Genomic DNA, 11,137 nt, shown 5'->3' with positions numbered 1-11,137 from the left:
GGTAGACGGGGCCGCCCATCGGGGACTCGGAGCCGTTGCCGAACTCGGGGACGGAGCCGCCGTCGTAGGGGATCCAGGCGGGCTGGGCGGGCGGCAGCTCGGTCAGCCCGGTGTTGTGCGGCGAGTTGTTCACGGGCGCGTCGCAGTCGAACGCGTCGCCCGAGGCGCCGGAGCCGAAGTCGTAGTCGCGGTAGGCGTCGTTGGCGCCGGTGCAGTACGGCCAGCCGAAGTTGCCGGGCTCGGTGACACGGGCGAACTCGACCTGTCCGCCGGGCCCGCGGGTGTCGCTCGCGGTGCCCGCGTCGGGGCCGTAGTCGCCGACGTAGACGGTGCCGGTGGCCTTGTCCACGCTCATCCGGAACGGGTTGCGGAAGCCCATGGCGTAGATCTCGGGGCGTGTCTTGTCGGTGCCGGGCGCGAAGAGGTTGCCGTCCGGGATGTCGTACGAGCCGTCCGCGTTGACCTTGATCCGCAGCACCTTGCCGCGCAGGTCGTTGGTGTTGGCCGCGGAGCGCTGCGCGTCGAAGGCCGGGTTGCGCTCGGCCCGCTCGTCGATGGGCGTGTAGCCGTCCGAGGCGAACGGGTTGGTGTCGTCGCCGGTGGACAGATAGAGGTTGCCCTCGGCGTCGAAGTCGATGTCACCGCCGACGTGGCAGCACAGGCCACGGGAGGTCGGGACCTCCAGGACGGTCACTTCGCTGCCCATGTCCAGCGTGCCGTCCTCGCTCAGGACGAACCGCGACAACCGGTTCACGCCGTCGAAGGGCGCGAAGTCGGCGGGGCTGCCGGTCTCGGGGGCACCGCCGCCGGGGGTGTCCAGGGGCGGGGCGTAGTAGAGGTAGACGAAGCGGTTGGACGCGAATCCGGGGTCGGCGGCGACGCCCTGCAGGCCCTCCTCGTCGTTGGTGTAGACGGGGAGCCTGGCCGCGACGCTCGTGTTGCCGTCCGCGTCGGTCAGGCGCAGCGTGCCGTCGCGCGCGGTATGCAGCACCGACCGGTCGGGCAGCACCGCCAGCGACATGGGCTCGCCCATGTCGGCTACGCCCTTGGCGAGTTCGACCTGTCGGAACTCCGCCGCCGTGGCCTTCGGCGGTGCGGCCGTAGCCGTCTGCGTGACCGTGAGCGTGACCACGCCCGAGGTCACGAGCAGGCCGCCGGACACCGCGGCCATGACCTTTCTGAGTTTCCTGTGCACGCGTTTCCTCCGGGGAGAGGTCGTGGGGGGTTGCACAGGCGCGCGCCGTCGCGCCACGGGGCGACGTCGTCCGAAGGGAGGGGGGTGACGACGCCGCCCCGGTTTGACCGGTCCGCAACAAGTTAACTTCTTTTCCCCAGCCTGGGAACTGCTTCGACTCGATCGCGAACAACTTTTACCCAGCAAGAGTCAAAAGCCCGGACGTACCTGGCAGAAGACCGGCGCACCCCCTCCATTCCTCCAAGAGGTGAAGACAAGGGCGTTGTCGCAGATGGATCGTCAGGGGACTTTTCTGACGCACGCCGTCCCGGCTGTCAGAAAAGTCGGCTGACCGGTGCGGGGCGGTGGCGGGCGCTCAGAACACCACGAGCGCCCGTCCCCCGCGCCCGTCGAGCATCGCGTCGAATGCCGCCGGGATGCCGTCGAGGCCGATGCGCGCGGTGACGAGCCCCCCGAGGTCCAGTTCCCCGGTCCGCACGTGCGCGGCGATCGCCGGCAGGTCGCGGGCCGGGTCGCTGTTGCCGTACACGCACCCGGCGAGCGTACGGCCGAAGTAGAACAGCTCCAGTGCGGAGAACGACACCCGCTCCTCCTGTCCGCCGATGCCGACGACCGTCGTACGCCCGCCGCGCCGGGTGCTGGACCAGGCGGTCCGTATCGACTCCGCCCGGCCGGCGCATTCGATCGCCACATCGGCGCCGATCCCGGCCGTCAGCGTACGGATCCGCTTCGCGGTGTCGCGCTCCGCGCCCGGTGCCGCGAGCACGAAGTCGGTGGCCCCTGCGGCGCGGGCCAGCTCCTCCTTCGCCGGTGACACGTCCACCGCCACGAGCGGCCCGGCGCCGGCGATCCGGGCGGCCTGCAGCACGGCGAGCCCCACGCCGCCGGCGCCGAAGACGGCGACCGACTCCCCGGCCCGTACCGCGGCGGAGTGGTGGACGGCGCCCCAGCCGGTGAGCACGGCGCAGCCCAGGAGCGCGGCGTCGGTCAGCGGCACCCCGGCGGGCAGCGGCAGCACCGCGTGCGCGGGGACGACGGTCTCCTCGGCGAAGGCCGCGGTGCCCAGGCCCGGGTAGAGGCCGGCGCCGTCGCGGGTGGCGTACGGCTCGGCCGCCGCGGCACCGGCGGCGGCGCACAGCCACGGCTCGCCGAGCCCGCAGTAGTGGCACGCACCGCAGGACGGCGCCCAGTTGAGCACCACCTCGTCGCCGGCGGCCACGCCTGTGACGCCCTCGCCGACCGCGACGACGGTGCCGGCGCCCTCGTGACCGAGCACCGCGGGGACGGGCTGGCGCAGGGTGCCGTCGGCGAGGGAGAGGTCGGAGTGGCAGACGCCGGCGGCGGCGAGCCGGACGCGCACGCCGCCGGGGCCGGGGGCGGGGATGTCGATGTCGGCGAGTTCGAGCGGGGAGCCGATCGCGGGCAGGACGGCGGCGCGGGTCATCGGGGGCTCCGTATCTCGGGGGTGTGGACGTCGGGGGCTGAGGGGGTACGCAGGTTCAGAACTGCAGCGACTTGGTGTGCAGGAACTCCCGGAGACCGGCCACCCCCAGCTCGCGGCCGATGCCGGACTGCTTGTGGCCGCCGAACGGCGCCAGGATGTCGAACTTCCCGCCGTTGACGGTGACCGTGCCGGTCTCCATCCGCCGTGCGAAGGCCACCGCCGTCTCCTCGTCTCCCGCCCACACGGCGCCGGCGAGGCCGTAGACCGTGCCGTTGGCGATGCGCAGGGCGTCCTCCTCGTCCTCGTACGGCATGATCGAAAGCACCGGCCCGAAGATCTCCTCCTGCGCGAGGGCCATCTCCGGGGTGACGTCGGCGAAGACGGTGGGCTGGACGAAGTAGCCGCGCTCGATCCCCTCCGGGGCCCCGGAGCCGCCCGCGAGCAGCATGGCGCCTTCCGCGACTCCCTGCTCGATGTACCCGCGGACCCGCTCGCGCTGGGCGGCGCTGACGACGGGGCCGAGGCGGGTGGCGGGGTCGCTCGGGTCGCCGGGGGCGTACTTGGTCACCGCGGTGGCGGCGAGGGTGAGCGCCTGGTCGTACGCGCTGCGGTGGACGAGCATCCGGGTCCAGGCGTTGCAGGTCTGGCCGGAGTTGGCCATGACGTTGGCGACGCCGGTGGCGACGGCCCGGGCGAGGTCGGCGCCCGGCAGGATCACGTTCGCGGACTTGCCGCCCAGCTCCAGCGCCACGGGCTTGACCGCTGCGCCCGCCGTCGCGGCGACGGTCCGCCCGACGGCGGTGGAGCCGGTGAACGACAGGAAGTCGGTGCCGGGGTGCTCCACGAGCGCCCGGCCGGCCTCGGCACCGTACCCGGTGACGACGCCCAGGACCCCGGGCGGGAAGCCGGCCGCGGCGGCGGCCTCGGCGAAGAGCCGGGCGACCAGCGGGGTGTTCTCGGCGGGCTTGAGTACCACCGTGCAGCCGGCGGCCAGCGCCGGGGCGGCCTTGGCGACGATCTGGTGCAGCGGGTAGTTCCACGGCGTGATCGCGCCGACGACACCCACGGGCTCGTGCAGGACGGTGGAGTTGCCGGTCTTGTCCTCGTACGGGTACGAGGCGCCGATCCGGGCGTACGAGGCACAGACCGCGACCGGCACCGCGGCGTGCACCTTGCGGCTGAACGTCAGCGGGGCGCCCAGCTCCGCGGTGACCGTCGCCGCGACGTCCTCCGCCCGGGCGGCCAGCGCGTCGCCCAGCGCCCCGACGCGCGCGGCCCGCTCCGCGGGCGGGGTCGCGGCCCAGCCGGGGAACGCGGCGCGGGCGGCGGTGACGGCGGCGTCCACGTCGGCGGCGGTGCCGGCCGGGACGGTGGCGATGACCTGCTCGTCGGCGGGGTTGACGACCTCGATGAGGCCGTCGCCGGCGGCGGGCTGCCAGCGGCCGTCGAGGAACATGCCGTTGTGAGCCTGCATCGGTACGTCTCCCGGTGGGTCGGCGTGTGCGTACGGCACCAAACTAGCGCCGGTAGTTTTCGGCGCCCAGGGTGTCCGGGCGTGCGGTGGGTCACGGCCGCCGGGTGGCGCCGCCGCCGTCCGCCTGAGACCATTCCTATGGTTCTCCATAGGAATGGTGACGGGAAGGCGGGCGGTACCACCATGACCAGCAGCGCGCAGCACGCAAGCCGGGAGCAGGAGAGCGCCGAGCGGGCGCGCGGGACCGCCGGGGGGTTGTCGTACCTCTCCGGCTTCGGCAACCAGCACAGCACCGAGGCCGTCCCCGGTGCGCTGCCCACCGGCCGCAACTCCCCGCAGCGCGCCCCCCTCGGGCTCTATGCCGAGCAGGTGTCCGGCTCCGCGTTCACCGAGCCCCGCGCCCACAACCGGCGCTCCTGGCTCTACCGCATCCGCCCCTCCGCCGCCCACCCCCGCTTCGTCCGCACCGGCAACGGCGCCCTGCGCACCGCCCCGTTCACCGAGGCGGTCCCCGACCCCAACCGGCTCCGCTGGAACCCGCTGCCGGAGCCCGCACCCGGCACCGACTTCCTGGCCGGTCTGTGGACCCTCGGCGGCAACGGCGACGCCACCCGGCGCACCGGCATGGCCATCCACCTCTACGCCGCCAACGCCCCCATGACACGCGTCTTCTCCGACGCCGACGGCGAACTACTCGTCGTCCCCGAACACGGCGGCCTGCTGCTGCGCACCGAACTCGGCCTGCTGCGCGCCGAGCCGGGACACGTCGCGCTCATCCCCCGCGGCATCCGCTTCCGCGTCGAGCCGCTGACCGCGGGCACCTCGGCGCGCGGCTACGTCTGCGAGAACTACGGCGCCCCCTTCACCCTCCCGGAGCTCGGCCCCATCGGCGCCAACGGACTCGCCAACCCCCGCGACTTCCTCGCCCCGGTCGCGGCGTACGAGGAGTCGGCGGGCCCGGTCGAGGTCGTCAGCAAGTTCTGCGGCAACCTGTGGACGGCCACCTACGACCACTCCCCGCTCGACGTCGTCGCCTGGCACGGCAACCACGTCCCGTACGTCTACGACCTGCACCGCTTCAACGTCATGGGCAGCATCAGCTACGACCACCCCGACCCGTCCGTCTTCACCGTCCTCACCTCGCCCACCGACACCCCGGGGCTGGCGGGCGTCGACTTCGTCGTGTTCGCGCCGCGCTGGCTCGTCGGCGAGGACACCTTCCGGCCGCCCTACTTCCACCGGAACGTGATGAGCGAGTACATGGGCCTCGTGGAGGGCGCGTACGACGCGAAGACCGCCGGCCCCGGAGGTTTCGTGCCCGGCGGCGGCTCCCTGCACAACATGATGTCCGCGCACGGCCCCGACCGGGAGACCTTCGAGCGGGCCTCGGCGGCCGAGCTGAAGCCGCAGAAGATCGACGACGGGCTGGCGTTCATGTTCGAGACCCGCTGGCCGGTCACGCTCACGCCGCAGGCGCGGGACGCGGAGCACCTCCAGGACGGCTACGACGACGTATGGCGGGGGCTGCGGCAAGATTTCCGGCCATGACCGGTCTCTTCGCGCCCGACTCGCTTCAGCTCAACCGCAAGCTGCCGCTGTGGTACCAGGTGTCGCAGTCGCTGCGCGCCTCCATCCTCGGCCGGCCGCCGGACGCGCCGTTGCGGCTGCCGACGGAGGAACGGCTCGCCGAGCACTACGGCGTCAGCGTGCTCACCCTGCGCCAGGCCCTCAAGGAGCTGGAGGAGGAGGGCCTGATCACCCGCCACCGCCGCCGCGGCACGTTCATCGAGGAGACGGCCAGGAGCACCGCCCCCGTCCGGCTGCTGGGCTCGGTCGACGCGATCGTCGCCCAGCAGTCCGGCGAGCGCACGACGCTCCTCGCCCACGGCCCCGCCCCGGTCCCCGCGGACCTCGCCGGGTACTTCCCGGACCTCGCCGAGGCCATGACGTACCGCCGTCTGCGCCGCGACGGCGACACCGGCGAAGCCACCAACTGGGCCGTCAACACCGTCCGTCCGGACGCCGCCGCCCGCATCGACCCGGCGGACCTGGAGCGCTGGCCGATGACGAAGGTCCTCCGCGACCGGGCCGGCATCCGCATCGCCCGCATCACGGACACGGTCACCGCGACCCTGGCGGAACCGGAGACGGTCGAACTGCTGGGCGTTCCGCTGCTCAGCCCGATCCTGCACTACACGGGCGTCTCCTATGACGACGGCGGCCGGGTGGTGGACGTGGCCCGGATCCGCTACCGCGGCGACCGGTTCTCCTTCAGCGTGACGCTTCAGGCCCCGTAGACCGCCCCGCTCCGGTCGCTCAGCCCAGCAGCCCCGCCTCCTCGTCCGTGAGCCGGACCGCGCCCGCGGCGACGTTCTCCTCAAGGTGGCGGGGGTTGCCGGTGCCGGGGATGGCGAGGACGTGCGGCCCCTGGTGGAGGGTCCAGGCCAGGCGGATCTGCGCGGGGGTCAGGCCGCGGGCGCGGGCGAGGGCACGTACCTCCTCGGAGTCCGTCCCCGGGGGGCCGGCCTCCCGGCCCTCGCCGGCGATGGCGAAGAACGGCACGTAGGCGATGCCGAGTTCGCCGCAGGTGCGCAGCAGGGCCCGCTCGTCGGCGTCCGCGCCGACGCCGAAGGCGTTCTGGACGCAGACGACCGGGGCGATCGTCCGGGCCTCGGCGAGCTGGCCGGCGCTGACGTGGGAGACGCCGAGGTGGCGGACGAGACCGGCCGTGCGGCACTCGGCGAGCGCGCCGAAGTGCTCGGCGAGGGAGCCGTCCGCGCGGCGGCGGCTGGGCGGGAGGCGGAGGTTGACGAGGTCGAGGTGGTCGCGGCCGAGCTGGCGCAGGTTCTCCTCGACCTGGCCGCGGATCTGCGCGGGGTCGGCCCACCCCCACGCGCCCGACGGGTCGCGGCCGGCCCAGACCTTGGTGGCGATGACGAGGTCCTCGGGGTATGGGGCGAGGGCGGAGTTGATCAGTTCGTTGGCGGACCGGCGCGGGGAGAAGTAGAAGGCGGCGGTGTCGATGTGGTTGACGCCGAGTTCGACGGCGCGGCGGAGCACGGTGCGGGCGCGCGCCCGGCCGCCGGCGTCCGGCTCCGCCGCTGCGGGCAGGCGCATGGCACCGAAGCCGAGGCGGTGGACGGGAAGGTCGCCGAGCCGCCAGGTGCCGGCGGCGTCCGCGGTGATCGGTGAGGAGGTCATCGGCGGATTCTGGCACGGGCGGCGCCGGATGCGCGGACGCCGGTGATGTCGCACCGGGACCGTAGGATGCGAAGCGCCCTGCGGGCGGCTCGGGAGTCGACGGGAGGACGGGCGATGGGTGGTTCGGCGGACAGCGGCCCCGCCGTGGCGGAGGCCGCCGCACCCGCGGACGAGGGCGTACGGGCCGAACGCCCGGCCGCCGCCGTCGGCTCCGCCCCGTTGCTCGCCGATCTCATGCCCTGGAGCGTCGCCCCGCTGCGGCTCGGGCGCGGGTGGGTCATGGGCCCCGACGCCGCTTCTCTGCGGGCGCGGTGGGACGCGCTCGTACGGGCCGAAGGCGCCGAGCGGGACGGGCTGTTCGGGCCGACCCGGGCGCGGACGACGCACAGCGCCGTGGCGCAGTTGCCCGGGCGGGCCGCGGGGACCGGGCGGCTGGCGCGCGAGGCGGGGCCGTGTCCCGAGCCGGTGCGGGTGCTGCACGGGGCGTACGACCAGCGGTGGCTGATCCCCGACAACCGGCTGCTCGACGCCGCCCGGCCCGAGTTGTGGCGGGTCGCGGACGACCGGCAGGTGTTCGCCGTCGAGGCGGGGTACGTCGCGCAGGGCGCGGACGCGTCCGGCGGGCTCCCCGTGGTCGCGTCCGCGCTGCTGCCGGACGGGCGGTCGCCCGCCGGCCGGCCGGGCCGGATCCGCCCGCTGTACCGGCGGCCCCGCGGGCGGGAGCCCAACGTCGCGCCGCGGCTGCTGCGCTGGCTGGGCCGGCGGCTCGGCGGCAAGGTCGCGCCGGAGGACCTGCTCGCCTGGGCGCTCGCCGCCGGGCGGGCCACTCCGCGCGGGTGCGCGGTGCCGCTGACCGGAGACGCGCAGACGTGGCGGGCCGGCGTGGCACAGGGGCGGCGGCTGCTGGAGGTGCAGCTCCGCGGCGCCCGCGGCGGCGCGAAGCCCCGGCTCCCGGGCGGGCGGCGGCCGTACGTGCGGGCGGCGATACCGGCCCGGCCCGCGGAGGTGTCGTACGACCCGGAGGAGGAGGCGCTGCTCCTCGGCGAGGGACGCATCGCGCCGGTGCCGCGGGGGGCCTGGGAGTTCACCGAGGGCGGCGTTGGGGTGCTGGAGCAGTGGATCGCCGCCCGGCTGGAGCCGGCCGAGCCGGGGACGCTGGCGGCGATACGGCCCGCGGCGTGGCCGCAGGAGTGGACGTCGGAGCTGCTGGAGCTGATCACCGTGCTGGCGCTGCTCGCGGAGGCGTCCGCCCCGGCCGTGGCCGGGGCGGACGCCTACGACGCCGGGATCACCGCGGCCGAGCTGCGCGACGCGGGAATCCTGCCCGCCCCCGACGCGGCGCGCCGCCCCGCGTCCGTGCTGGACCATCGCGAGGAGGGCCCGGAGGGGCAGTTCGCCCTGATCTGAGCCGACCGGGCCCGGCCGCTAGCTCCGTACCGCGTCGAGGGCGTCGGCGACGCCCGCGCCGTAGAAGCCGTTGCGGCTGTCATCGCCCTCGCAGACCGCGTTCTCGACGCCGTCACCGTCCGGGTCGTAGACCTCGGGGCAACCGGGGTTGTCGGCCTGGCCGGCGAGGAGGGCGCTCAGCTCCGCGGGCGAGGCGTGCGGGTGCACGCTCTTGAGGAGGGCGGCGACGCCGGAGACCTGGGCGGTGGCGGCAGAGGTGCCGGGACCCGAGGCGTAGGTGCCGCCCGGCCAGGTGGACAGGACATACGGGTCCTGCGAGGGGGTGTCGGGGATCTGGTAGTCATCGCCGCCGGGGGCGGCGATGTCGATGACGCCGAGGCCGTAGTCGGAGTGGTCGGACTTGAGCGTCTCCGAGCCGACCGACGCGGCGCTGAGGACACCGGGCAGCATGTGCGGCAGCACGGGGCACGCGGCGGGGTCGACGGTGCGCTCGGCCGGTGTGCCGTCGGTGGGGCTCTCCGCGTCCGTGAACGACGGGTCGGCCAGGTCGCGGCCGCCGTTGCCGGCCGCGGCGATGTGGAGCAGATCCTTGCCGGCGGCGTAGCGCTGCGCCCGGGAGACGGCGTCCAGGATGGCCCGCTGGTCGGGGTCGTCGGAGCAGACGAAGTGCCAGGGGTCGATCGAGAAGCTGCTGTTGGCGACGGACACGCCGTGGTCGGCGGCGAAGACCAGGGCGCAGACGACGGACTCGGCGTAGACGAAGCCGTCGCCGGGGCCGGCCGCCTTGATGGCCGCGACCGTCACGTCCGGGGCGACGCCGGCGATGCCGGCACCGTTGCGCGGCGCGGCGATCTGGCCGGCGACCCAGGTGCCGTGGCCGGAGACGCCCCCTTCCGGGTATGGGCGCCAGGCGCCGGGGCTGGTGTCGGCGGCGCCGCCGACGCAGTCGGCGGACTGTGCGGCGGAGAAGTTGGCGGCGAGGTCGGGGTGGGTGTCGTCGACGCCGTTGTCGATGACACCGACGGTGACGTCCGGGCTGCCGGTGGCCAGGGCGTGGGCCCGGTCGGCGCGCAGGACGCGCAGGGACCACTGGTCGGCCTCCAGGGGCTCCGGCGTTACGGCACCGGCGCCGGCACCGGCGGGCGCGGCGCCGGTGGCCCCGCGGTCCTCGTACCTCCTGAACCGCCCCTCCTGCGCCGCCTGCGCCGTGCTCCGCAGCGGCGCGGTGCGGGTGGCGCCGGCGGACCGGACGCCGGGGACGGCGCGCAGGCGGCTGCCGAAGTCGGCCTGCGCGGCGTGCGCGACGGTCACGCCGATCTCCGGGTACGTGGCCACGACGGTGCCGCCGGCGTCTGCGGTCGCGGCCTCGACCCGGTCCAGCGTGGCGGGGTCGGTGGCGCTGTTGACGACGTACGACAGCGACTCGCCCGGCGCGGCACCCGCCCCCGGCGCGGCGTCCGTGGCGGCGGCGCCGGGCACCAGCCCGATCGCGGCGGTTGCGGCGAGGCCGACTGGCAGGGCGAGCAGGCGCCGGGAGAGATACATGGCAGAGGAACGTAATCCCCCGCCGCGGCACGGTTCAAGGGTGCTTCCGTCCCAACTCCGCGCAGGACAGAGGGAACCGGTCACTCCGCCCCACCCCGGGTGCCGGCGCATCAGATCGCGCGACTGCCGGGCCAGCGCCAGCACGCCGGCGCGCCAGTCGCCGGTGAGCGGCGCCGACAGGTCGTACTCGGCGCTGACCGCGTCGACCATCAGCTCGTGCAGGTCCTCCTTGCGCGGCACGTAGTTGTAGAGCGACATGGTGCCGCTGCCGCTCTCGGCGGGGACGCGGCGCATCGAGACCGCGTCGAGACCGTCCGCGTCGGCGGTGCGGCGCAGCGCACGGGGCCCGGGCTGAGGCACACCGTCACAGGCGGTCCGGTGGGGGTCGGAGGTACACGGGCAGTGATCGGGGCAGGCGCGGCATGCCGGGTCGCCGCGCCCGCCCCGATACGGGCTGTCCGTCAGCTCCGGCGGTTGCCGAAGAGGGTGCGCCGCAGCTTCCGCAGCGGAGCGAAGAGGGAGACGCGCGCCATGCGGCCCGGCTTCGCGGCCCTGTCCTCGCGCGCGGTCAGCTCACGCATCAGCATGGTGGCGCTGTCCGTGTCGCCCTGGGGGGCGGCGGGCCCGCCGAGCACGGCTAGATGCCGGTCGACGCGTGCCCGCGACGCGGTACTCCCGCAGTTGATCGCAGGAACCCGCGCTTTGCCGCGCATTGCTATCTGATCCATGACACTCCCCACCCTGACGAGGGCTCCCGGCCCGGGCAGGCCAACCCTATCGTCTGCCTGCGTCACATGCGCATCCCCCACGGCGGAATCATCCCCAATTCCGGGCCCAGAACGCGGTCTTGACCTGGAGAACCGTTTCATCT

At 74.7% G+C, this 11,137-nt stretch carries 9 protein-coding genes; 3 read left to right on the top strand and 6 right to left on the bottom strand.

Going from position 1 to position 11,137, the window contains the following annotated elements; translation table 11 throughout:
- From I003_RS0120210 to I003_RS0120200, 3 genes are all read right to left on the bottom strand, one after another.
- Nucleotides 1–1,171: PQQ-dependent sugar dehydrogenase (locus tag I003_RS0120210; RefSeq protein WP_037721234.1), on the bottom strand; the 1,171-nt coding region annotated here is incomplete at its 3' end.
- Nucleotides 1,172–1,550: 379 nt separating this feature from the next.
- Nucleotides 1,551–2,639, bottom strand: coding sequence for a Zn-dependent alcohol dehydrogenase (locus tag I003_RS0120205; protein WP_027773168.1), 1,089 nt, complete (start codon nucleotides 2,637–2,639; stop codon nucleotides 1,551–1,553).
- A 55-nt stretch (nucleotides 2,640–2,694) separates the two neighbouring features.
- The gene (locus tag I003_RS0120200) at nucleotides 2,695–4,113 is read right to left on the bottom strand and encodes an aldehyde dehydrogenase family protein (protein ID WP_027773167.1); all 1,419 of its coding nucleotides are present in this window, start codon (nucleotides 4,111–4,113) and stop codon (nucleotides 2,695–2,697) included.
- A gap of 183 nt (nucleotides 4,114–4,296) precedes the next feature.
- On the opposite strand from I003_RS0120200, the gene hmgA reads away from it, so the two are divergent.
- Both hmgA and I003_RS0120190 read left to right on the top strand, forming a co-directional pair.
- Nucleotides 4,297–5,661: a homogentisate 1,2-dioxygenase gene (gene hmgA, locus I003_RS0120195; protein ID WP_027773166.1), complete on the top strand. Its 1,365-nt coding sequence runs from the start codon at nucleotides 4,297–4,299 to the stop codon at nucleotides 5,659–5,661.
- Nucleotides 5,658–6,410 (top strand): GntR family transcriptional regulator, encoded by a 753-nt coding sequence (locus I003_RS0120190; protein WP_027773165.1) that lies wholly within the window; start codon nucleotides 5,658–5,660, stop codon nucleotides 6,408–6,410. The genes hmgA and I003_RS0120190 overlap by 4 nt, the downstream gene beginning before the upstream one ends.
- Before the next feature lie 19 nt (nucleotides 6,411–6,429).
- On the opposite strand, the gene I003_RS0120185 is transcribed toward I003_RS0120190, so the two are convergent.
- On the bottom strand, nucleotides 6,430–7,314 hold the full coding sequence (locus I003_RS0120185) for an aldo/keto reductase (protein ID WP_027773164.1): 885 nt from the start codon (nucleotides 7,312–7,314) through the stop codon (nucleotides 6,430–6,432).
- A gap of 114 nt (nucleotides 7,315–7,428) precedes the next feature.
- On the opposite strand from I003_RS0120185, the gene I003_RS0120180 reads away from it, so the two are divergent.
- Nucleotides 7,429–8,721 (top strand): type ISP restriction/modification enzyme, encoded by a 1,293-nt coding sequence (locus I003_RS0120180; RefSeq protein WP_027773163.1) that lies wholly within the window; start codon nucleotides 7,429–7,431, stop codon nucleotides 8,719–8,721.
- Between the two features lie 18 nt (nucleotides 8,722–8,739).
- On the opposite strand, the gene I003_RS0120175 is transcribed toward I003_RS0120180, so the two are convergent.
- On the bottom strand, nucleotides 8,740–10,266 hold the full coding sequence (locus tag I003_RS0120175; RefSeq protein ID WP_027773162.1) for a S8 family serine peptidase: 1,527 nt from the start codon (nucleotides 10,264–10,266) through the stop codon (nucleotides 8,740–8,742).
- Nucleotides 10,267–10,727: 461 nt separating this feature from the next.
- Nucleotides 10,728–10,994, bottom strand: a complete 267-nt coding sequence (locus I003_RS0120170; RefSeq protein ID WP_078564210.1) for a hypothetical protein — start codon at nucleotides 10,992–10,994, stop codon at nucleotides 10,728–10,730.
- Between the last annotated feature and the right edge of the window lie 143 nt (nucleotides 10,995–11,137).

This window comes from Streptomyces sp. CNQ329 (assembly GCF_000482585.1).
Note: the sequence above shows the minus strand (reverse complement) of the source record. Positions and strands in the feature narration are given on the sequence as shown.

Coding starts and splice junctions, on each gene's coding strand:
- I003_RS0120205 (WP_027773168.1), bottom strand. CDS start 2,639: ATGACCCGCGCCGCCGTCCTGCCCGCGATCGGCTCCCCGCTCGAACTC.
- I003_RS0120200 (WP_027773167.1), bottom strand. CDS start 4,113: ATGCAGGCTCACAACGGCATGTTCCTCGACGGCCGCTGGCAGCCCGCC.
- hmgA (WP_027773166.1), top strand. CDS start 4,297: ATGACCAGCAGCGCGCAGCACGCAAGCCGGGAGCAGGAGAGCGCCGAG.
- I003_RS0120190 (WP_027773165.1), top strand. CDS start 5,658: ATGACCGGTCTCTTCGCGCCCGACTCGCTTCAGCTCAACCGCAAGCTG.
- I003_RS0120185 (WP_027773164.1), bottom strand. CDS start 7,314: ATGACCTCCTCACCGATCACCGCGGACGCCGCCGGCACCTGGCGGCTC.
- I003_RS0120180 (WP_027773163.1), top strand. CDS start 7,429: ATGGGTGGTTCGGCGGACAGCGGCCCCGCCGTGGCGGAGGCCGCCGCA.
- I003_RS0120175 (WP_027773162.1), bottom strand. CDS start 10,266: ATGTATCTCTCCCGGCGCCTGCTCGCCCTGCCAGTCGGCCTCGCCGCA.
- I003_RS0120170 (WP_078564210.1), bottom strand. CDS start 10,994: ATGGATCAGATAGCAATGCGCGGCAAAGCGCGGGTTCCTGCGATCAAC.